This is a genomic window from Streptomyces sp. AA4 (assembly GCF_000158875.1).
GTDB lineage: Bacteria > Actinomycetota > Actinomycetes > Mycobacteriales > Pseudonocardiaceae > Amycolatopsis.
Window position 1 is genome coordinate 5,713,154 of the sequence record NZ_GG657746.1, and the last position, 20,681, is coordinate 5,733,834.

A 20,681-nucleotide genomic window follows, 5' to 3' on the forward strand; every position below is an offset into this window, starting at 1 on the left:
CGGCTGCCGCGAGTTCGGTCGCCTCGGTGTCGGCCAGCACCGGAGGCGCGTCTGCGGACCACGCGACTTTGGGTTCGGCAGCCGCCGCCGGTCCGGCAGCTCTGGGTGCTGCAGCGGCCGAGCCACATGCTGAACCCACCGACCCGACCCCGGCGGGACTCCCCGGACCGGCAACGACCAGGAACGCCGAGGCTTCAGTGAACAACGCTGCCGCGGACCAGACCGGGGCGAGCAGCCCTGCCGCTCCGGCTCCGACCGCACTCGAGAATGCCGTTCCCGCCACCGCGGACGAGGCACCCGCGGCGAATCAAGCCGCTCCAGGTCCGGCCGATCCGGGTCCGGCCGTCAGCGTCGAGACGTCCGCCGAGCGCGGTTCCGCTGTCTCCGGCAAGGCAGCCGTCGAAGATGGTTCCGCTCTCTCCGGCAAGGCAGCCGCCGAAGATGGTTCCGCTCTCTCCGGCAAGGCAGCCGCCGAAGGTGATTCCGCTGTCTCCGGCGAGGCAGCCGTCGACGGCGGGCAGGCGGAATTGCCCGCGGACCCGCCGCATCCCGTCGACGCGAGCAGCACCGAGGGCTCGGCTGGCCGCCGCGGACCTGCGGTCCTGCCCGCGGGCGTGCTCGCCGACGCGGGCGAACTGCTCCGGGCGCTCGCCGCTCCGGTGCGGATCGCTATCGTGCTGCAGTTGCGGGAGGCGGACCGGTGCGTGCACGAACTGGTGGACGAACTCGACGTCGCCCAGCCGTTGATCAGCCAGCACCTCCGCGTTCTCAAGACCGCGGGCGTGGTCCAGGGCGAGCGGCGCGGACGCGAGGTCGTCTACCGGCTGGTGGACGACCACTTGGCGCACATCGTCGTCGACGCGGTCGCCCACGTGCAGGAAGGGAAGTGACGATGTCCTCGGTCCCCAAACCGGCCCCGGTGCCCGGCCGGCGGTCCACGAAGCAGCGCGCGGCGGTGGTCGACCTGCTCAGCACCGTCGACGACTTCCGCTCGGCCCAGGAACTCCACGACGAACTCCGCAAACGCGGCGACGGCATCGGCCTGACGACCGTCTACCGGACGCTGCAGTCGCTCTCCGAGGCGGGGGAGATCGACGTCCTGCGCACCGACTCCGGCGAGGCCATCTACCGCCGGTGCTCGTCGCACCACCACCATCACCTCGTGTGCCGCGTGTGCGGGCGCACGGTGGAGGTCGAGGGTCCGGCGGTGGAACGCTGGGCGGAGAAGATCGCGGCGGACCACGGGTTCACCGACATCAGCCATACCGTGGAGATCACCGGCACCTGCGCCGAGCACGCGAGCTGACCCACGTCACCGTCGGGGCTGCGCTGCGGTTGGCCGGGGAGTGAGCACGCCTGCCGTGGCGGCCCGGTCGCCGGGCACACTAGCTGACCCGTCGCCGTCGGACCCCACTGCGGTTGGCCGAGGCGGCAAGCAAGCTGGCTGCCGGTGGCCTCGCTCGCCGAGCACGCTGACCAGGGCCGTCCGGGTCTGGTGACTGCCGGTCCTTGCGGCAGGCTGGCCGGAGACGCTCGGGTCGCCGACCGGCCAGGAACCCAGCCGCTTTGACGGGCCGAACGTCGCACCAACGCGAACTCCCGGCAGGCCTGACTCGACTGGTCGAACCGCTCGCGCTCGCTACCTGACCGGCGAAACCGTCCGCCGAGACGGGGCGCGGCGGACGCCACGCGTCAACCGGGGCTCCTGCCGTGGGCTCGGAGCTTGCGTCCGGCAAGCGGGCCGCTGCGGGATCGTCCGGGCGCGGGGTTTCGCAGCTCTGAGTGGCTCGGGCCGATCTCTGGCCAGGGTCCGTTCGGGGGTCGTCCAAGCGGCGGCCTTGAGCGAGCACGCGAAGCGGGACCGCTTCGGGGATCAGCTGAAGAGAACTCAGGTGCACCGGGCGGGGTGGCGGGGCGGTCCGCGTTCTGAGGCGGTCTCGGCGGACGAGTCGGGGGCGTTGCTCGTTTCAGTATTCATACGGGTCCTTCGGCGCGGTGATCCGTTCGACTGTCGCCGGGACCAGGTCCGGGGTGTAGCTGTTGGCTTCGGTCGCGGTGCCGGGGACGATCTGGCCCGCGACGCGCAGCCAAGTGTCGCTCGGGAAACGGTCGGCGTCGTCGCCCTTGAGGTGCACGGTGACGGGGGCCGCGTCGGCGGCGCAGCAGCTGATTACCAAGCGGGCCAACAAGGTTTGGCCTCCGGTGTGCACTACGAAACCGGAGATCTCGACGGTGCGTCCGTTGAGGGTGCCGTTGGCGTCCCAGCCCGCGCGGGTCACCACCTCGTTCATCGCCATCGGCACCACTGCTCCGGCGGGGAGCGGAGGGAACGCGGCTGCCGACGTGGTCGCGGCGCTGGCGGGCAGGCGTGCTTCGGTGCGGGTGACGGAATCCGCGCCGAGGGCGGGTGGGGCGACTAGGAACACCGCCAGCACGGGGACGACCAAAAGCCAGGCTGAGCGGGCGGGGTGATGGTGGTGGCCGTGCGCGTCCGAATGTTCGGTGTCTGACTCGGGGGCTGTTTTTGCTGCGGCGCGGGCAGATGCGATGTCCCGGACGATGGCTGTCGCGCCCAGCAACAACATCACTGCGCCACCGGCGATGATCCACGGTTGCTGGGCCGGTTTTACGTAGCGCAGGTAGTCGCCGTTGAGGGCGATCTTCACCAGGGCGCCGCCCAGGAGGATCAGCAGTACGTTCTGGGTTTCGCGCCTCATTGGACGCCTCCGAGGAAAATCACGCCCGCTACGGTGCCGCAGGCGATCGCCACTATGAAGGTGACCGGGGCGAACCGTGCGGCGAAGGAGCGGCCGAAAGTGCCGGTTTGCAAGGCGAAAAGCTTGACGTCGACGGCCGGGCCGACCACCAGGAACACCAGCTTCGGCAGCAGGGGCACGGCAGTGAGCGAAGCGGCGACGAAAGCATCGGCCTCGCTGCACAGCGCCAGGACCACGGCCAGTACCGACATCACCACCACGCCGACGATGATCTGGCCGGAAAGCACTTCGAACCACTTCGCGGGCACGAGCACGTTGAGGGAAGCGGAAATCAGCGCGCCGAGGACGAGGAATCCGCCTGCTTCCACGAGATCGGTGCGGGCGGTTTCGGCGAATACGCGCCATCGGTGTCCCGGTTGGACGTCGGGCAAGCGGCGCAGCGCTCGCTCGGTGATCCACGATAGTTTGCCCCAGCGGGCCCAGATCCAGCCCATCGCCATCGCGGTGGCGAGGGAACCGGCGAAGCGGGCGAACACCATTTCCGGACGGCCGGGGAACGCGACCGCGGTGGCTACGAGCACGACCGGGTTCACCGCGGGTGCGGCGAGCAGGAAGGTGAGCGCGGCGGCGGGCGCGACGCCCTGCCCGATCAATCGGCGCGCGACCGGGACTGAGGCGCATTCGCAGCCGGGCAAGGCGACTCCGGCCAGCCCGGCGACGCCGACCGCGGCCGACGCCTTCTTCGGCAGGACCCGTTCCAGCGCGCGGGCGGGCACGAAGGCGGCGATCGCGCCGCTGATCAGCACGCCGAGCACGAGGAACGGCAGCGCTTGCACGCACACCGCGACGAACACGGTGGATCCGGTGCGCAGCGCGGGCACGTCGAAGAGGTCCTGGAGCTTGCTTTGCGCGAGGACCGCGACCCAGCAGGACGGCACACAGGATCTCGATGGAGCTGATCCGGAACCGCCGCGTGCGGGGGCGTTCCTCGGCGGCGTTGTTGGAAAGGGTTTCCACGACGGCGATGATGCCAGCCGGGTCCGACAGAACCCCAGCCGCCGGGTGCGCGAGGGGACCCCCCGCGCCGGTTTTGCGTGAATGTCACCCGATTGGGAGGGAGGAAGGGGGCGGAATCGGGCGGGCGATGCGAGGAGGGGCAGGGCTCCGGGCGGACGGTCGAGAGGCTCGGCCGGACGGGAGTGGCGGCGCTGGGAGCGAGCGGGCTCGGGGGCGTTGCTGGAGCGGATGCGATGGAACGGCATCGATGCACGAGGAACCAACGGGCTCAGAGCGCACGACGCAGCAGATCCGCGGGAAGCGCTTGGCGGTGCGGGGAACCAACGGGCTCAGAGCGCACGACGCAGCAGATCCGCGGGAAGCGCTTGGCGGTGCGGGAAGGAGCAGGCTCAGAGTGGTGAGCGGAGGTCCCTCGACGGAAACGGCATGGTGCCGCGAGGAGGGAACGGGCTCGCACAGGTGAGCGGAGCAGCTTCGACTGAACGACTCGGCGGCGCGAGGAGACAGCAGGCTTAGAGCGGACGGCGGTGCAACTTCGAACGCGAGGCTCGGCGGCGAAGCGGCGCATCGAACAGGCGACAGGGCTTCGGACGCAGCGCTCATCCCAAGTCGAGGCGAGCGGCGGAGCGTCCGCGAGCGCCGAGGACAACGGGAAACCAAGCGGGCGACGCCCGGCACAGGCTGGTCGAGGCGCGAATGTCGACTGGCTAAGGAGATCCGCAAGGCAGGAGGAACAAATTGGGGCGAGCGGTGATCGAGTTCCCGCCGACGCGAACCGGAGCGGAAACCGGGTCTAGCCAAGGAGATTCGCCAAGAACCGAAGCCTCAGCGAAGCCCGTGGATGCCGGATTCAGTCAGCCCGCGCACACCGAACTGCCGCAGAAACGCCGCAACGGCAACACATAACCGGGCAACCAAACCCAGCCACAGCAGGGAAACCCGCCTCAGGCCACCGCCCCGGGCAGCTCAGTCCGCAATTGCGAAGCCGTCGAAACCACCAACATCAGCAACGTCCCCAACGGCGACGGGTCCATCCCCTCCGCCGGGAACGCGTACCGCAAGGTCACGTCCATCCCGCTGTCCGTGTGGCCGACGCCCAGCGTCCCGAACAAACCCTGGCCGGCCCGTTCGGCGACCGCTGCCGCGAGGGACGGGTCGTCCGGGAGGTCCCAGGCCACCACGCAGGTCAGGCTGAGCACGGTCAGGCCGTCGGCTAGACGAGTGGCCTGGATGACGCACGGGACGTCCGCGTGGGAGAACGTGAGCGCGCCGTCGTCGTCGACGTGGACTTCCAGGTAGCGTTCCAGCGCTTCGCGCGCCCGGGCGAGCAGTGCGCCGGTCTCGGCGGCTTCCGCGGTGCTCATTTCGTGCTCCCTGCCTGGTCCACCGCGCCGCCGAACCGGCGGTCGCGTTTCGCGAAGTCGAGGCACGCCTGCCACAGGTGGGTCCGGTCGAAGTCCGGGAACAGCGTGTCCTGGTAGACCATCTCCGCGTACGCCGACTGCCACAGCAGGAAGTTCGAGGTCCGCTGTTCCCCCGACGGCCGGAGGAACAGGTCCACGTCCGGCATTTCCGGCTGGTACAGGTACTTCCCGATGGTGCGCTCGTCGATCTTGTCCGGGTTGATCTTCCCCGCCGCGACGTCCTGGCCGATCCGGCGCATCGCGTCGCCGAGTTCGGCGCGGCCGCCGTAGTTGACGCACATCGTCATGTTGAGCTTGGTGTTGTTCTTGGTCTTCTCTTCCGCGATCTGCAGTTCCTTGATCACGCTCGCCCACAGCTTCGGCCGCCGCCCGGCCCAGCGGATGCGCACGCCGATCGAACCCAGGTAGTCGACCTGGCGGCGGATGGTGTCGCGGTTGAAGCCCATGAGGAACCGCACTTCCTCGGGGCTGCGCTTCCAGTTCTCGGTCGAGAAGGCGTACACCGACAGCCATTTCACGCCGAGTTCGACCGCCCCGCTCGCGACGTCGATCATCACGGCCTCGCCGCGTTTGTGGCCCTCGATCCGCGGCAGGCCGCGCTGGTTGGCCCAGCGGCCGTTGCCGTCCATGACGAGCGCGACGTGCTTCGGCACCAGGTCCGGCGGGATTTCCGGCGGCTTCGCGCCCGAGGGGTGCGGATCCGGCTCCCGCAGCTCGTACCCCGCCGAGCGGGTCTCCCGTCCCCTGCGCAGCACTCGCGGCCTCCTGAAGAATGGACTTCCTACCCGGCCGACCCTACTGGGCCGGGCCCGGCGGCCTCCCGGGCACGCCGCTCCACGAGCGGAAGCGACCGCAGCTGTCGTTCCAGATGCCACTGCAGGTGCGCCGCGACCAGGCCGGACGCGTCCCGGCGGGTGATCCCCGGCGACGATTCCGCGACCGCCCACTCCCCCTGCAGCAGCGCGTCCAGCAGGGTCAGCACCTCGGGCGCGGGATGCACCGAGCCGGCGATGCGGCAGTCCGGGCACATCGAACCGCCCGCGGCGACGTTGAACGCGGCGTGCGGGCCGGGCAGGCCGCAGCGGGCGCATTCGGTGATCGCCGGGGCCCAGCCCGCGTAGGCCATGGCCCGGAGGAAGAACGCGTCGAGCACCAGCGACGCGTCCCGCTGCCCGCCGGCCAGCGCCCGCAGCGCGCCCACGACCAGCAGATACAGCTTCAGGACCGGTTCGCCCTCTTCCGCCGAGAGCCGGTCCGCGGTCTCCGCGATCGCGGACGCCGCGGTGTAGCGCTGGTAGTCGGCCACCAGCGGAAGGGCGAACGCGTCGACCGTCTCGACCTGGGTGATGACGTCGAGCGACCGGCCGGGATAGAACTGCACGTCCACGTGCCCGAACGGCTCCAGCCGCGCCCCGAACCGCGACGACGTGCGCCGCACGCCCTTCGCGACGGCCCGGACCTTGCCGTGCCGCTTCGTGAGCAGGGTGACGATCCGGTCGGCCTCGCCCAGCTTGTGCGTGCGCAGCACCACCCCGGTGTCGCGGTAGAGGTTCACCACCCCGACATCGTCGCACTTCGCCGTCGATGCCGGGGCGGGACACCCTGGTTCAGCAGTAGCTGCCGGTGCAGTAGTAGCTGTGCACCTCGGACGCGGCCGCGAGGCTGACGATGAACACGATGATCCCGATGACCCAGCCGAGCGCGCCGAGGATGGTGGCGATGAGGCACAGCGTCTTCGTCGTCTGCGACGCCTGCTGGGCCATCGCGTAGTTGCCCTGCATCTTGTACGACTGGACCTCGTTCGACTTCATGATCGCGAAGATCGCGAGGATCCACATCAGGAAGATGCAGCCGATCGCCCAGCCCTTGTAGTCCTTGATGGAGTTCAGGTCGCCGCCCGGCGCGCCGCCGAAGGCCGGCTGGCCGTACGGCGCGGGCTGGCCGTAGGGCTGCTGCGGGTACGGCTGCGCCGGCGTCGCACCGGACTGCGGGTACGGCTGCTGGCCGTAGGGCTGCTGCGGCTGGCCGCCGTAGGGCTGCTGGGGCTGGCCGTAGGGATTGGTCATCTGGGTTCCCCCGAGTTCCTCGTACTTACCGTGATCCGGTGCGGATCAGGACTGGGCCGGACCGGTCTCCGGCGTTTCCGGCTTGCTCATCTGCGTCGCTTCCGGCTCGCGGGCCGGAAGCACGACCTGGGTCGGTTCGGGCTGGTCGAACGGCGCGGGGCCCGGCTGGCCGAACCCTTGCCGCGGCGGCGTTCCCGGGACCGGCGGCTGGCCGAATCCCGGCTGCGAGGCCCCGAATCCCTGCGGCGCGGCGGGAAATCCGGCGCTCGGCGACGGCTGTGCGGGGAATCCGCCCGGGACGGGCTGGCCGAATCCCGGCTGTCCCGGGAACCCGCCCGGCTGCGCGGACTGGCCGGGAAATCCGCCCGCCGGAACCGGCTGGCCGAACCCTCCTGGCTGACCGGGAAATCCGCCCGGCTGCCCGGGAAATCCGCCCGGCTGCCCGGGGAAACCGCCGGGCTGACCGAAACCGCCGGGCTGAGCGGGCCGGCCGAACCCGCCCGGCTGCCCGAATCCGGCGCCCGGCGCGGCCGCGGGCCCGGCGGGCACCACGACGGTGCCGAGGATCTTGTCCGAGAACGTCTGCGCCTTGTCGTCCCACAGCGGCCACAGGTAGCCGAGCGCGAACGCCATGCTGTCGAGCGCGTGCGCGAGGTCGCGGACGAACGCCGTCCCGGCCCCGATCGGTTCGCCGGCGGCCTCGCTGACGAGTTTGATGCCGACGATCCGCTTGCCCAGCGACTGGCCGGTGTTGCCGCCGTTGATCCAGCGGTTGAAGACCGTCCAGGCGAGAGTGCCGAGAATCGCGAGGAGGTAGACGATCGTGCTCGCGACGCCCGAGACCATCGACACGAGCAGGGCGAGCAGAAGCCCGGCGAGGAGCGGGGCGAAGTCGATGAGGTAGGCCCCGGCGCGCTGGCCCCAGTCCGCGTAGACCCGGGCGGGACCGTACGGCTGGGGGTATCCCGGCGGCGCGCCGAACGACGGTCCGCCTTGGGGCGGGCCGCCGGGCTGGCCGTAGGGATAGGTCATCGAGTGTCCCCCTCGTTGCTGCAAGCTGGCCTGGCCGAGTCCGCTGTGGACACGCCAGTGCGCGGGAGCGTACCTCGTTCGGCGGCGCGAGGACGAGCAGGTCTCCGCATTGGGTGACCGGCGGGGCGCGCCGGCCGCCGGAGAGGTTCCGGGGACAGCGAAAACGCGGCCAACTCAGACGGACAGGCCGGTGAACGGCGCGAACGGAAGGTTGCGCGCCACGAACCACAAGACGAACACCATCGCGACCACGAGCGGGGTCCAGCGCCAGTGCAGCCAGGACCGCATCGGGCGGCCGCGCAGCCGTCCCGTCGTCCAAACGAGACCGCTCCACGCGAACAGCGCGGTGAACGCCAAAGCGACCGCGTTGTAGTGCAGTGCGGCGGAAAAATCGCCGTGCAGCACGCTGTAGGCCATCCGGAGCCCGCCGCAGCCGGGGCAGTCGATCCCGAAAAGCAGCTTCGTCGGGCACACCGGGAGCCAGCCGCCGGGAGTGGTCGGGTCGCCGAGCCACACCGCGACGCAGGCGAGGCCGATGCCGCCCGCCGCGGCCGCGGGACCGGCGAGAGCCCTTGCCACCGCACGGGTTCCGCGCGCCGGCTGTCCGGTGTAGACGGTGCTCAATGGAACCAGAGCACTCGGCCGGCGACCGCCACCACGATGATCGCGACGATCACGTACAGCCCGATCAGGATGGCGACGCTGAGCGCCGACCACATCGCCCACTTGCGCGCCTCGTCCGCCGCGCGGTGCGCTTCGGCCGCGTATCCCTGGTACCACAACGTGTTCACCTGGCTGGCCTTGACGATCGCGACGATCCCCAGCGGCAGGCAGCAGAACACCGTCGCCAGGATCGCCCACACCAGGTTGCTGTCCGGCGGCGGCGGGTACTGCGGCGGGTAGCCGTACGACGGAGGGTACGGGCCCTGCGGCGGATACGGGCCGGTCATGCGGTCCCCCTGGACAAATCGGGTGCGGTCCGGCCTGACGCTACCCGCCCGCGCCGCCGGGCACGATCACCACCGGTCAAAAACCCAGCCGGCGCAGCTGCTTCGGGTCCCGCTGCCAGTCCTTGGCCACCTTGATGTGCAGGTCGAGATACACCTTCGTGCCCAGCAGCCGTTCGATGTGCTTGCGCGCGGTCGCGCCGACCTCGCGCAGCCGTTCCCCCTTGTGCCCGAGGATGATCCCCTTCTGGCTGGGGCGTTCCACGTACAGCAGGGCGTGGATGTCGATGAGGTCGTCGCGGTCCTCGCGGGGGAGCATTTCCTCGACGGTCACCGCGATCGAGTGCGGCAGTTCGTCGCGGACGCCTTCGAGCGCGGCTTCGCGGATCAGCTCGGCGACGAGGGTCTGCTCGGGCTCGTCGGTGAGCTCGCCGCCCGGGTACAGCTGCGGTCCCTCGGGCAGCCGCTGCACCAGCAGGTCGGCGACTGTCTGCACCTGGAAACCGTCCACCGCGGACACCGGCACGAGGTCGGCGAACTCCATCACCTCTTGCAGCGCGACCAGCTGCTCGGCGACCTGCTCCGGCTTCACCAGATCCGTCTTGGTGACGACGCCGATCACCGGCGGGCGGCGGGCGATCTTTTTCAGCTCGGCGGCGATGAACCGGTCGCCGGGGCCGATTTTCTCGTTGGCGGGCACGCAGAACCCGACGACGTCCACTTCGGACCAGGTCTCGTGCACGACGTCGTTGAGCCGCTGGCCGAGCAGCGTGCGCGGCCGGTGCAGGCCGGGCGTGTCGATGATCACCAGCTGCGCGTCGTCGCGGTGCACGATGCCGCGGATCGCGTGCCGCGTGGTCTGCGGTTTGCTGGAGGTGATCGCGACCTTCGTGCCGACGAGCGCGTTCGTGAGCGTCGATTTGCCCGCGTTGGGGCGGCCGACGAAGCAGGCGAAACCGGAACGGTGCGGTTCGGTCACGGCTGAAGCACCTCGACCACGGCGCCGGACGGGTCGGCGAAGATGATCGGCGCGGCCTTGGAGACGTCGCGGACCGCGTGCACGGACGCCTCGGCGACGAGCGCGTCGGCGGTGACCACGGCGGCGGCTTCGAGGCCTTCGGCTCCGCTAGACAGCGCGGCGGCGACCGCGGCCTGCACGGCGGTGAGCTTGAACGTCGGCTGGTCGACGGTGGTCGCGGCGTAGGTGCGGCCGTCGGTGTCGCGGACCGCGGCGCCTTCGTCCGCGCCGGTGCGGGCGCGGGCCGAACGGGCCAGCGTGACCAGCTTCTGGTCCTCGGCGTCGAGGTCAGGCATGTTCGACTCTCCTGTCGTGCTCTTGCGGCTGGGGCGGGCGGGTGCGCGGGCGCGCCGACGACGGCCGGACGACCACGGACGTGATGCGCATGCGGCCGCGGCGGTCCTTGCCCCCTTCGGCGAACAGCCGAAGTCCGGCGACCTCGGCTTCGGCCCCCGGCAGCGGGACCCTACCCAGTCGCTCGGCGAGCAGTCCGCCGACGGTCTCGACGTCGTGGTCTTCGAGGTCGATGCCGAACAGTTCGCCGAGGTCGCCGACGCCGAGCCGGGACGACACGCGGACCGAACCGTCCTCGAGTTCCTCGATTTCGGGGCGTTCGTCGGCGTCGGATTCGTCGGTGATCTCGCCGACGATCTCCTCGAGGATGTCCTCGATGGTGAGCAGGCCGGCGGTGCCGCCGTACTCGTCCACCGCGATCGCCATGTGGTTGTGCGTGCGCTGCATTTCCTTGAGCAGCTCGTCGAGCCGTTTGGAGTCGGGCACGAAGCTGGCCGGATTCATCACCGCGTCGACGACCGTGCTCGGCCCGTCCGGGCCCATGTACTCGGGCATGAGGTCTTTGATGTTGACCACGCCGACGATGTCGTCCACCGAATCGTCGATCACCGGGACGCGGGTGAAGCCGGTGCGCAGCGCGAGCGCGAGGGCCTGGCGCACGGTTTTGGTGCGTTCGATCCAGACGATCTCGGTGCGCGGCACCATGACCTCGCGGGCGACGGTGTCGCCGAGTTCGAACACCGAGTGGATCATCTCGCGTTCGGAGTCCTCGACGACGCCGCGTTCCTGGGCGAGGTCGACGAGTTCGCGCAGTTCGACCTCGGAGGTGAACGGGCCTTCGCGGAAGCCGCGCCCGGGGGTGATCGCGTTGCCGAGCACGATGAGCAGCCGCGACAGCGGGCCGAGGACCGTGCCGAGGGCGCGGACCGGTCCGGCGACGGCCGTGCCGACGCGGTAGGGGTGCTGGCGGCCGATGGTGCGCGGGCCGACGCCGATGAGGACGTAGCTGACCACGACCATGACGACCGCGGACACCAGGATGGCGAGCCACAGCCGGTCGAACCAGGCGACGAAGGACACGGTGACCAGGACCGTGGCGGTGAGTTCGCAGGCGAGCCGGAGCAGGAGCAGCAGGTTGATGTGCCTGCGGCGTTCGGCGACGACCGCGGCGAGCTGGCGGGCGCCGACGCGGCCGGCGCGGACGAGGCCGTCGACCCGGGCTTGCGACACCGTGCCGACCGCGGCGTCCGCGGCCGCGAACACGCCCGCGAGCAGCACCAGCGTCACCGCGACGACGACCTGTGCCGGGGGGTTTCCCATCGTCGGAGCCTAGGGCGTTTCCCCGGGCGGCGGCGCGTCGAGCCCGGCGATGCCGAGGACGCGGTCGTCGACGTCGCGTTGCGCGTCGCGGGCCTGGTGGGCGGCGACCGCGGCCTGGAATTCGCCGAGGATCCGCTTCTGCAGCCCGAACATCTCGCGTTCCTCGGCGGGTTCGGCGTGGTCGTAGCCGAGAAGGTGCAGGCAGCCGTGGACGGTGAGCAGGTGCAGTTCGTCGATCAGCCGGTGGCCCGCGGTTTTCGCCTGGTCCTTGGCGAACGCCGGGCACAGCACGATGTCGCCGAGCAGGGCCGGGGACGAGTCGGGCGCGTCGGGGCGGCGCGACGAGTCGAGTTCGTCCATCGGGAAGGCCATCACGTCGGTGGGCCCGGGCAGGTCCATCCAGCGCTCGTGGAGGTCTTCCATCACCTCGAGGGTGACGCACAGGATGGACAGCTCGGCGAGCGGGCTGACCTCCATTTTCTCGAGCGTGTAGCGCGCGGCGGAGACGATGGACGCCTCGTCGACGTCGACGCCGGATTCGTTGGCGATCTCGATGCTCATCGGCGGGTGCCCTTCCAGCCGCCGGCCTGCTGCTCTTGCGCGTCCTGCACGGCCTGCCACTTCTCGTACGCGTCGACGATGTCGCCGACCAGTTTGTGCCGGACGACGTCCTGGCTGGTGAGTTCGGCGAAGTGCAGGTCCTCGACGCCGCCGAGGATGTCCCGCACGACGCGGAGCCCGCTGCGCTGGCCGCCGGGGAGGTCGATCTGGGTGATGTCGCCGGTGACGACGATCTTGGCGCCGAACCCGAGGCGGGTGAGGAACATCTTCATCTGCTCGGGCGTGGTGTTCTGCGCCTCGTCGAGGATGATGAAGGCGTCATTGAGGGTTCGCCCGCGCATGTAGGCCAGCGGTGCGATTTCGATCGTGCCCGCCTGCATGAGCCGCGGAATCGACTCCGGCTCGACCATGTCGTGCAGCGCGTCGTAGAGCGGCCGCAGGTACGGGTCGATCTTCTCGTTCAGCGTCCCCGGCAGGTATCCGAGCCGCTCCCCCGCCTCGACCGCCGGCCGGGTCAGCACGATCCGCGTGACCTGCTTGGCCTGCAACGCCTGCACGGCTTTCGCCATCGCGAGATACGTCTTGCCCGTGCCCGCGGGCCCGATGCCGAAGACGATCGTGTGCTTGTCGATCGCGTCGACGTACCGCTTCTGGTTCAGCGTCTTGGGCCGGATGGTCTTGCCCCGGCGCGACACGATGTTGAGGCTCAGCACCTCGGCGGGCGACGCGTCGCCGCTGGACAGCATCCCCACAGTCCGCCGAACCGTGTCCGGCCCGACCTGCTGCCCGCCGCCGGCGAGCTGCACCAGCTCGGTGAAAACCCGCTCCGCGAACGCCACGTCGGCCGCGGATCCGGTCAACGTGACCTCGTTGCCGCGCACGTGCACGTCCGCCGCCAGCAGCTCCTCGGCCACCCGCAAATTCTCGTCGCGCGACCCCAGCAGGCTCAGCTGAGCCGCCTCCGGGATCGGGAATCGAACCTGTGCCTCGGCCGATACCCGATTGTCAGGTCGGGCGGCTCCACCCGTCTCAGTTCCGGCCACGTGGCCTCGGTCCTGCTTTCTGCGCACTTCGCAAGTCGACGTACAGGGACTCTTCGAATGCTACTTGCCCTGCTCCCCGCCCCGCAGCCCGGTTTCAGTGCACTCCGGCCTGCGGCCGCCCGAACAACCCCAGCTGCTCCCCGCCGAGCACGTGGGCATGCACATGAAACACCGTCTGCCCGGCGTCGGCGTCAGTGTTGAACACCACCCGATACCCGCTGCCGGAGATCCCCTCGAGCTCCGCAACCTTCCGCGCCGTCAGCAACACCCGGGACAACAACTCGGGATCCGCCTCGGCCAGCTCCCCCACGTTCCGATACCTCTTCCGAGGCACCACGAGCACGTGCACCCGCGCCTGCGGATTGATGTCGCGGAACGCGAACGTGGCGTCGTCCTGGTACACCACGTCCGCCGGAATCTCCCCAGCAATGATCCGCTCGAACAACGTCTCAGCAGCACCCGCATCGCTCATAAACCCCACCCTACAAAGAGGCACCACCACACCACACGCAACCACCGCGCACCAACGCGAGAGACGCACGGAAGGCAACCACCGCACCGTGGGGGTCCGGGGGGCTCGGCCCCCCGGGAGCAATGGCGGGAACCGCGGAGGCGAAGTATCGCCGCCAGGCGATACGAAGACGCCGCGGCGCGGTGGAGCCTGGGGGTCGCTCCACCGCCGCCGCGGCTCCGCCGGACCGAGGGGGGAGGTGCCCGGCGGGGCATGGGTTCGCGTACTCGAGGGTAATGCCCGCCGGGGGGCGGGCTGAAACCCTGGGGTTCGCATGTTGCGAAGCAGAGTAGCTGGCGGGGGTGCGGCGCGCCATCACCTGGTGCGGATCTTTAGGGGTTCTGCCGGGTTTTCCGGGTTTTGCGGGGGTGTTCGCGGTCAGTGCCAGCGGCCGGTGAGGACGCCCAGTGCGCCTAGTGCAACGGCGGCCGCCGTGGAGGTGCGGAGGACGGTCGGGCCGAGGCGGACCGTCGTGGCTCCGGATTCTTCGAGGAGCGCGAGTTCCTCGTCGGTGATGCCGCCTTCGGGGCCGACGACGAGGAGGAGGTCGCCGCCGTCGGGCAGCGCGAGGTCGGCGAGTTTGCTGGCGACGCCGGATTCGAGGACGAGCGTCGCGGACATCGTGGCGGCCAGCTGCGCGAGTTCGCGGGTGCCGACGGGTTCGGCGACGGCGGGCACGTGGGCGCGGCGGGCTTGTTTCGCGGCCGAGCGGGCGGTGGCGCGCCAGCGGGCGAGGGCTTTCTCGCCGCGGGGTCCGTCGTCCCAGCGGGCGACGCTGCGGGCGGCGCGCCAGGGCACGATCGCGTCGGCGCCGGCTTCGGTGGCCAGTTCGACGGCCAGTTCGCCGCGGTCGCCTTTGGCGAGCGCCTGGGCGACGTGGACGCGCAGCGCGGGCGGTTCTTCTTGCCAGCGCTCGAGAACGGTGAGGGTGACCGAGGCCGCCCGGCCCGCTTCGACGGCGTCCACGGCGCAGCGGGCCATCGCGCCGGCGCCGTCGGAGAGCACGAGCTGCTCCCCCACGCGCAGCCGGCGCACGGTGGCCGCGTGCCGGGCTTCCTCGCCGTCGAGCAGCGCCCGTCCTTCGGCGGGCACCGCCGGGGCGAGGAAGACCGGCAGTGTGGTGTCCGGCACAGTCAGCGGTTCTTCGCGCGGAGCTTGGAGAACAGGCCGCCGTGCTTGCTGCCGTTGGCGGCGAGCGTCGGGACTTCTTCCCCGCGCTGCTGGGCCAGGTCGACGAGCAGGTCGCGCTGGGCCTCGTCGAGTTTGGTCGGGACCACGACGTCGATGTGCACGTGCAGGTCGCCGCGGCCGTCGACGCGGCCGGACGAGCGCAGCCGCGGCATGCCCTTGCCGGTGAGCACCAGTTCGGTGTTGGGCTGGGTGCCGGGCTCGATGTCGAGTTCGTAGTCGCCGTCGACCAGGGTGGCGATCGGGACCGTCGCGCCGAGCGCCGCGGTGGTCATCGGGATGCGGAAGTTGCAGTGCAGGTCGTTGCCCTCGCGGACGAACACCTCGTGCGGGGCCTCGTCGATCTCGACGTAGAGGTCGCCCGCCGGGCCGCCGCCGGGGCCGACCTCGCCCTGTCCGGACAGCCGGATCCGCATGCCGTCGCCGACGCCGGGCGGGATCTTCGCGGTGACGCCGCGCCGCGACCGGATCCGGCCGTCGCCGCCGCACTGGCGGCACGGGTCGGGGATGACCTCGCCGAAGCCGCGGCAGACCGGGCACGGGCGCGCGGTGACGACCTGGCCGAGGAACGACCGCTGCACGGACTGGACCTCGCCGGCCCCGCCGCAGGTGTCGCAGGTCTTGGTGGTCGTGCCCTCGGCGGTGCCCGCGCCGCGGCACAGGTCGCAGACGATCGCGGTGTCGACGGTGATCTCGCGGTCGACGCCGGTCGCGCACTCCTCGAGCGTGAGACCGAGCCGGATCAGCGCGTCGGAGCCGGGCTGCACGCGGCTGCGCGGCCCGCGGCCCCGTCCGCCGCCCCCGCCGGCCGCTCCGAAGAAGGCGTCCATGATGTCGCCGAGCCCGCCGAAGCCGGCGAACGGGTCGCCGCCCCCGCCGCCGCGGCCGCCCGGGTCCATCGGGTCGCCGCCGAGGTCGACGATCTTGCGCTTCTGCGGGTCGGAGAGCACCTCGTACGCGGTGGTCACCTCGCCGAAGCGGTGCTGGGCGTCCTCCGACGGGTTCACGTCGGGGTGGAGCTCGCGGGCCAGCTTGCGGTACGCGCGCTTGATCTCCTGATCGCTCGCGTTCTTGGCCACCCCGAGGATCCCGTAGTAGTCCCTCGCCACGTTGCTCTGCCTTCTCCTTCGTGTTCCGCCGCGTCCCCGGCCCGCCGCCGGTCAGCGGCCGGACAGGATCTGCCCCACGTAGTTGGCGACCGCGCGGACCGCCGCGATCGTTCCCGGGTAGTCCATCCTGGTCGGCCCGACGACGCCCATTCCCCCGAGCAGCATGTCGTCCCGGCCGTAGCCGATCGACACGACCGAGGTGCTGCGCATCTGCTCGTCCTCATTTTCCTCGCCGATGAGCACGGTGACCGCACCGGGGTTGCGGGCCGCCGCGAGCAGCTTCAGGACCACCACCTGTTCCTCGAGCGCTTCGAGCACCTGGCGCAGCGACCCGGGGAAGTCCGCGACGTTGCGGGTGAGGTTGCCGGTGCCGCCGAGCACGATCCGCTCCTCCGGGTGCTCGACCAGCGATTCGACCAGTGTGGTGCAGATCCGGGTGAGGTGGTCGCGCAGGTCCGGCGGGGCGGCCTCGGGCAGTTCGGCCACGTTGGCCGCCGCGTCGGCCAGCCGCCGCCCGGCGAGCGCGCCGTTGAGCACGGTGCGCAGCCGCAGCACGGTCTCCTCGGTGACCACGTCGCCGAGGTCGACCGTGCGCTGGTCGACCCGGCCGGAGTCGGTGATCAGCACGAGCATCAGCCGCGCGGGCGTGAGCGGGACCACCTCGAGGTGCCGGGCGACGGTGTTGGTGAGCATCGGGTACTGCACCACCGCGACCTGGCGGGTGAGCTGCGCGAGCAACCGCACCGACCGGCGCAGCACGTCGTCGAGGTCGGTCCCGGAGTCGAGGAAGCTGGTGATCGCTCGGCGCTCGGCCGCCGACAGCGGCTTGATCTCCGAAAGCCGGTCGACGAACAGCCGGTACCCCTTGTCGGTCGGGATCCGGCCGGCGCTGGTGTGCGGCTGGGCAATGTAGCCCTCTTCCTCCAGCGCGGCCATGTCGTTGCGCACGGTGGCGCTGGAAACGCCGAGGTTGTGCCGCTCGACGATCGTCTTCGACCCGACTGGCTCCTGATTGGCGACGTAGTCGGCGACGATCGCGCGCAGCACCTCGAAGCGACGCTCGTCCGTGTTCGCCACCGGCACCTCCTTCGCGGTCCTCCTGCTACTCACAACGAGTTTACGGACCCGGGAGTGCCCGGCGCGCCCTCCGGTCCCGCCGCCTCCGGGTAAAGGGGAGGGAAACGATTTTTAATAGCGACGAACCGGGCAACTGGGATCTTCGCTTGCAGCGGGAACCGGAACCGGGTTTTCTGCCTCGGAAAGACCATGAACCGCTCCAGCCGAAAGCAGTGGCCGACATGAACGCACTTTCTCCCGAAATCGCCGAAATCCGGCAGCGGGCCGCGGAGGCCCAGGAACGGCTGAAGCACGTGTCGGCGACCGCGACGAGCCAGGACGGCGCGGTCACCGCGACCGTCAACACCGCCGGTGCGCTGCAGGAACTCCAGTTCGGCCCCCGCGCGGACGAGATGCCGCGCGCCGCCCTGGCGGCCGCCGTGCTGGCCACCGCCCGGCGCGCCCAAGCCCAGGCGGCACAGCAGCTGACCGCGATCATGGCTCCGGTGATCGGCGAGCACAGCGACGCGATGAAATTCCTCGAAGAACAGATCCCGGAGCCGGAAATCCCGGAGGAACCGGCCCCTCCCGCCCCGCCGCAGCCGCAATTCTTCGACGCGCAGGAAGATTCGGCCCCTCCCGCCCCGCCTGCCCGGCCCGCGCGCCCCGCCCGCCCGGCGCCGGACCCGACGGAGGACGACGACTACTACGGCGGCGGCTCGATCCTGGGGAGGAACTGATGACCGGACCTCACGTCGACCTTCCGTCGCTGCGCGAGCACAAGAGCGAGGTCGAGAACATCGCGGCGGGCGTGCACACCGCGGCGCAGGCCACCGACTCCGGCCAGTCGTTCGGCGACGACGCGTTCGGCATCGTCGGCCAGGTGTTCGCGATGCCGCTGCAGCTGTGGATGTCGAGCGCGACCTCGTTCGTGAAGGACCTGGGAGGCGAAGGCGACGAGATCGCGAACCTGCTGCAACAGGCCCACGACCACTACGACGCGCACGAGCAACAGACTGTCGGCCACATCAACGGCCTCGGCAAGGAGCTGCCGGAATGACCGAGACGAAGGCAAACCCGCTGGTCGCGAAATCGGAATCGCCGAGCGGGCCGACCACGAACATGGGGTCGTCCTCGAACGAACTGGACAACCTCAACGCCCAGACCTCCGGCGCGGGAATCGTCAACGACGGCGCCGCGACGCTCACCGACTTTCGGAACGGCGACTGGGGCAACTTCGGCGTGGACGTCGTCACCGACGGTCTCGACCTGCTCGGCGTGGCGATGGACCCGCTCGGCAGCCTGGCCAGCGCGGGCGTCGGCTGGCTGATCGAGCACATCAGCTTCCTCAAGGAGGGTCTCGACCAGCTCGCGGGCAACCCGGAAGCGGTCACCGCCAAGGCCGTGACCTGGTCGAACATCTCGAAGCAGCTGACCGAGAGCGCGGACCAGTACGAGCAGGCCGCGAGCAAGGTGGCACCGAACTTCCAGGGCCAGGGCGGCCAGGCCTACCAGGGCCGCGCGAAGGAGTACGCGGACAAGCTCCGCAACGCGGCCGGGCAGGCCAACGGCGCGTCCACCGCGATGAACGTCGCCGGCGCCCTGGTCGGCACCGAGCGCGGGCTGATCCGCGACATGATCTCGTCGTTCGTGGGCGAGTTGATCGTCAAGGGCCTTGCCGCGCTGGCGTCGTCGTGGTGCACGTTCGGCGGCACGGTGGCCGCGTTCATCGCCGACACCGTCGTCGAAGGCGGGATCCTGGCGGAGAAGATCGGCACCCGGATCGCGAAGGTCGTGGAGAAGCTCGACAAGCTCGCGGAGAGCGCGGGCAAGTCGAAAGCCGCCATCGAGCAGGCCGCGAACGCGTTGCGCAAGGCTGGCAAGGCCGCGGGCAAGATCACCGACAAGAGCGTCGACGTCGCCGTGAACCTGGAGAAGAAGGCCGGGGAGCTGAAGGACGCGGGCAAGGCCGAGTCCGCCGCGGCCAAGGCCGACGGCTGGAAGGACGCGGCCAAGGACAAGGTGCAGTCCCCGCTGAACGACACTTGGAAGAAACGGGTCGACGACTGGGGCGAAACCTACTCGGAGGACGGCCGCAAGGTGCTCAGCCCGAAGGCCTGGAGGGAAGCTGAGGGCGGCTTGCCGAAGTGGAGCCCCGCCGACACGGTCGGCGTCGGCGCCGAGACCCGGCGGCAGGAGAACGAACAGTACGACCGGTACTCGGAAGCTTCCGAAGCCGCCAAGAAGGAACGCGAGGCCGAAGAGGCGAAGGGCGGCTCCGGCGAGTGACCGAGCAAGCGGTGCAGGCAGCCGCGGACCAGGCCAACCGCGAAGGCAAACTGCATCCGTCCCAGCGGCGGATGGTGCTGGACGGCAACTTCTGGACGCTCGTCGTGGTGCTTCTCGTCCTCATCGCGCTGGCGGTCCTGACGCCGATCAAGATCGGCATGAGCCCCTCGGAGATCCGGACGTCCAACGACCTCGCCGCCTTCTTGCACAAGCCGCTGACCTCGTACTGGTCGCAGAACGCGCCCTTGTTCGTGATGTCGCTGGTGTGGCTCGTCCTCGCGGTGTATCCCGGGCGCGCGATCCGGCGGCGGCTGGCGGACTGGCGCGGGGGCAAGGTCGACGTGGTGGCGGGCCTGACGCACGATTTCGGGCACGTGCAGCACCGGCCGTCCGGCGTCCTGCCCCCGATGTACCTGTACGAGATCACGGAACGGATCCCCTTCACCTACCTCGTCGTGAACGGCAAGAGCTATCGGCTCGATCCCGACCTGAAGAGCCGGGTGCTCGGCGGCCGCACCAACGGCGCGGTCTTCACCCCGCGCAGCAAGTTGCTGGTCAACGTGGTCGCCGCGTGACCGCGAAGGCCGATCCCGGCGAGGTCGCCGCCGCCAATCTCGCCGGGCGGCTGCACCCGAGCCAGCGCGGGGTGGTCCTGGGCTGGTTCTTCTGGGCGATCTGGGTGTTCGTCGCGATCGAGGTGGCGATCGCGGTCGTCGCGGTCGTCAAGGCCGGCTTCACCGCGTCCGCGCTGGTGGCGGTGGCGGTCGCCCTGATCATTCTCGTACTGGCGATCCGGTTCGGGCGGCGGCAGTTCGCCGACTGCCGCGCGCCGCTGACGGTCGTGCCCGGGCCGGCGCACGATTTCGGCGCCGGTCCGATCACCGACGACTATCCGGTCGGGTTCAAGCACGTGCCGCGAGGTCCGGGAACCACCGAAAAATGGCAGCTTCGCGTGGGCGGCCGCACCCACGCCGTCAGTCCGGATCGAGGCAAGCGGCTGGCGACTGAGCGGGTCGTCGCGGTGTGCTTGCTGGGGAACAGTGGCTCCGTGGCGAGCATCGTCGGCGAGAACGGCGTGTGGTGAACCCG

The 20,681-nt window shown here is 70.5% G+C and carries 25 protein-coding genes; 7 read left to right on the forward strand and 18 right to left on the reverse strand.

Annotation, left to right across the window (positions count from 1 at the left end; translation table 11 throughout):
- Positions 1 to 197 precede the first annotated feature (197 nt).
- A complete protein-coding gene (locus SSMG_RS46385; protein ID WP_286156976.1) occupies positions 198 to 890 on the forward strand; it encodes a metalloregulator ArsR/SmtB family transcription factor in 693 nt (230 codons plus the stop codon).
- Between the two features lie 2 nt (positions 891 to 892).
- The gene (locus tag SSMG_RS26090) at positions 893 to 1,306 is read left to right on the forward strand and encodes a Fur family transcriptional regulator (RefSeq protein ID WP_086024912.1); all 414 of its coding nucleotides are present in this window, start codon (positions 893 to 895) and stop codon (positions 1,304 to 1,306) included.
- 661 nt (positions 1,307 to 1,967) lie between these two features.
- On the opposite strand, the gene SSMG_RS26095 is transcribed toward SSMG_RS26090, so the two are convergent.
- The 18 genes from SSMG_RS26095 to hrcA all read right to left on the reverse strand — a co-directional run bounded on the left by SSMG_RS26095 (position 1,968) and on the right by hrcA (position 17,330).
- The gene (locus SSMG_RS26095; protein ID WP_009080941.1) at positions 1,968 to 2,717 is read right to left on the reverse strand and encodes a TIGR03943 family protein; all 750 of its coding nucleotides are present in this window, start codon (positions 2,715 to 2,717) and stop codon (positions 1,968 to 1,970) included.
- A complete protein-coding gene (locus SSMG_RS26100; protein ID WP_199785992.1) occupies positions 2,714 to 3,655 on the reverse strand; it encodes a permease in 942 nt (313 codons plus the stop codon). The genes SSMG_RS26095 and SSMG_RS26100 overlap by 4 nt, the downstream gene beginning before the upstream one ends.
- A gap of 1,023 nt (positions 3,656 to 4,678) precedes the next feature.
- On the reverse strand, positions 4,679 to 5,098 hold the full coding sequence (locus SSMG_RS26105) for a YbjN domain-containing protein (RefSeq protein WP_009080943.1): 420 nt from the start codon (positions 5,096 to 5,098) through the stop codon (positions 4,679 to 4,681).
- On the reverse strand, positions 5,095 to 5,913 hold the full coding sequence (locus tag SSMG_RS26110; RefSeq protein ID WP_009080944.1) for an isoprenyl transferase: 819 nt from the start codon (positions 5,911 to 5,913) through the stop codon (positions 5,095 to 5,097). The genes SSMG_RS26105 and SSMG_RS26110 overlap by 4 nt, the downstream gene beginning before the upstream one ends.
- 26 nt (positions 5,914 to 5,939) lie before the next feature.
- Entirely contained in the window at positions 5,940 to 6,713 is a 774-nt protein-coding gene (gene recO / locus SSMG_RS26115) for a DNA repair protein RecO (RefSeq protein ID WP_199786341.1), read from the reverse strand.
- 52 nt (positions 6,714 to 6,765) lie between these two features.
- Entirely contained in the window at positions 6,766 to 7,224 is a 459-nt protein-coding gene (locus SSMG_RS26120) for a CD225/dispanin family protein (protein ID WP_009080946.1), read from the reverse strand.
- A gap of 45 nt (positions 7,225 to 7,269) precedes the next feature.
- Positions 7,270 to 8,256, reverse strand: coding sequence for an RDD family protein (locus SSMG_RS47190; RefSeq protein WP_009080948.1), 987 nt, complete (start codon positions 8,254 to 8,256; stop codon positions 7,270 to 7,272).
- 174 nt (positions 8,257 to 8,430) lie between these two features.
- The gene (locus tag SSMG_RS26130; protein WP_009080950.1) at positions 8,431 to 8,880 is read right to left on the reverse strand and encodes a DUF2752 domain-containing protein; all 450 of its coding nucleotides are present in this window, start codon (positions 8,878 to 8,880) and stop codon (positions 8,431 to 8,433) included.
- Positions 8,877 to 9,206, reverse strand: a complete 330-nt coding sequence (locus tag SSMG_RS26135) for a CD225/dispanin family protein (RefSeq protein ID WP_009080951.1) — start codon at positions 9,204 to 9,206, stop codon at positions 8,877 to 8,879. The genes SSMG_RS26130 and SSMG_RS26135 overlap by 4 nt, the downstream gene beginning before the upstream one ends.
- A gap of 76 nt (positions 9,207 to 9,282) precedes the next feature.
- Positions 9,283 to 10,182, reverse strand: coding sequence for a GTPase Era (gene era, locus SSMG_RS26140; protein WP_009080953.1), 900 nt, complete (start codon positions 10,180 to 10,182; stop codon positions 9,283 to 9,285).
- Positions 10,179 to 10,517, reverse strand: a complete 339-nt coding sequence (locus SSMG_RS26145) for a hypothetical protein (RefSeq protein ID WP_009080954.1) — start codon at positions 10,515 to 10,517, stop codon at positions 10,179 to 10,181. The genes era and SSMG_RS26145 overlap by 4 nt, the downstream gene beginning before the upstream one ends.
- Positions 10,510 to 11,835, reverse strand: a complete 1,326-nt coding sequence (locus SSMG_RS26150; protein ID WP_009080956.1) for a hemolysin family protein — start codon at positions 11,833 to 11,835, stop codon at positions 10,510 to 10,512. The genes SSMG_RS26145 and SSMG_RS26150 overlap by 8 nt, the downstream gene beginning before the upstream one ends.
- 9 nt (positions 11,836 to 11,844) lie before the next feature.
- Positions 11,845 to 12,396, reverse strand: a complete 552-nt coding sequence (gene ybeY / locus SSMG_RS26155) for an rRNA maturation RNase YbeY (protein ID WP_009080958.1) — start codon at positions 12,394 to 12,396, stop codon at positions 11,845 to 11,847.
- Positions 12,393 to 13,364 (reverse strand): PhoH family protein, encoded by a 972-nt coding sequence (locus SSMG_RS26160; RefSeq protein ID WP_286157065.1) that lies wholly within the window; start codon positions 13,362 to 13,364, stop codon positions 12,393 to 12,395. Before SSMG_RS26160 ends, ybeY begins: the two co-directional genes overlap by 4 nt.
- Before the next feature lie 169 nt (positions 13,365 to 13,533).
- Positions 13,534 to 13,911: a histidine triad nucleotide-binding protein gene (locus SSMG_RS26165; RefSeq protein WP_009080962.1), complete on the reverse strand. Its 378-nt coding sequence runs from the start codon at positions 13,909 to 13,911 to the stop codon at positions 13,534 to 13,536.
- 417 nt (positions 13,912 to 14,328) lie between these two features.
- Complete coding sequence (locus SSMG_RS26170; protein ID WP_037714907.1) at positions 14,329 to 15,081, reverse strand: 16S rRNA (uracil(1498)-N(3))-methyltransferase; 753 nt, start codon at positions 15,079 to 15,081, stop codon at positions 14,329 to 14,331.
- A 2-nt stretch (positions 15,082 to 15,083) separates the two neighbouring features.
- A complete protein-coding gene (gene dnaJ, locus SSMG_RS26175) occupies positions 15,084 to 16,247 on the reverse strand; it encodes a molecular chaperone DnaJ (RefSeq protein ID WP_037714910.1) in 1,164 nt (387 codons plus the stop codon).
- 51 nt (positions 16,248 to 16,298) lie between these two features.
- Positions 16,299 to 17,330: a heat-inducible transcriptional repressor HrcA gene (gene hrcA / locus SSMG_RS26180; RefSeq protein WP_009080966.1), complete on the reverse strand. Its 1,032-nt coding sequence runs from the start codon at positions 17,328 to 17,330 to the stop codon at positions 16,299 to 16,301.
- Between the two features lie 215 nt (positions 17,331 to 17,545).
- Between hrcA and SSMG_RS26185 the strand changes: the two genes are divergently transcribed.
- Genes SSMG_RS26185 through SSMG_RS42630 form a run of 5 tightly spaced genes read left to right on the forward strand, consistent with a single transcriptional unit; the run spans position 17,546 to position 20,676 of the window.
- Positions 17,546 to 18,043 (forward strand): YbaB/EbfC family nucleoid-associated protein, encoded by a 498-nt coding sequence (locus SSMG_RS26185; protein WP_009080968.1) that lies wholly within the window; start codon positions 17,546 to 17,548, stop codon positions 18,041 to 18,043.
- A complete protein-coding gene (locus SSMG_RS26190) occupies positions 18,043 to 18,363 on the forward strand; it encodes a type VII secretion target (RefSeq protein ID WP_009080969.1) in 321 nt (106 codons plus the stop codon). The genes SSMG_RS26185 and SSMG_RS26190 overlap by 1 nt, the downstream gene beginning before the upstream one ends.
- Positions 18,360 to 19,592 (forward strand): hypothetical protein, encoded by a 1,233-nt coding sequence (locus tag SSMG_RS26195; RefSeq protein ID WP_009080971.1) that lies wholly within the window; start codon positions 18,360 to 18,362, stop codon positions 19,590 to 19,592. The genes SSMG_RS26190 and SSMG_RS26195 overlap by 4 nt, the downstream gene beginning before the upstream one ends.
- Positions 19,589 to 20,167, forward strand: coding sequence for a hypothetical protein (locus SSMG_RS26200; protein WP_009080973.1), 579 nt, complete (start codon positions 19,589 to 19,591; stop codon positions 20,165 to 20,167). Before SSMG_RS26195 ends, SSMG_RS26200 begins: the two co-directional genes overlap by 4 nt.
- A complete protein-coding gene (locus SSMG_RS42630; RefSeq protein WP_009080974.1) occupies positions 20,164 to 20,676 on the forward strand; it encodes a hypothetical protein in 513 nt (170 codons plus the stop codon). Before SSMG_RS26200 ends, SSMG_RS42630 begins: the two co-directional genes overlap by 4 nt.
- Positions 20,677 to 20,681: the final 5 nt, after the last annotated feature.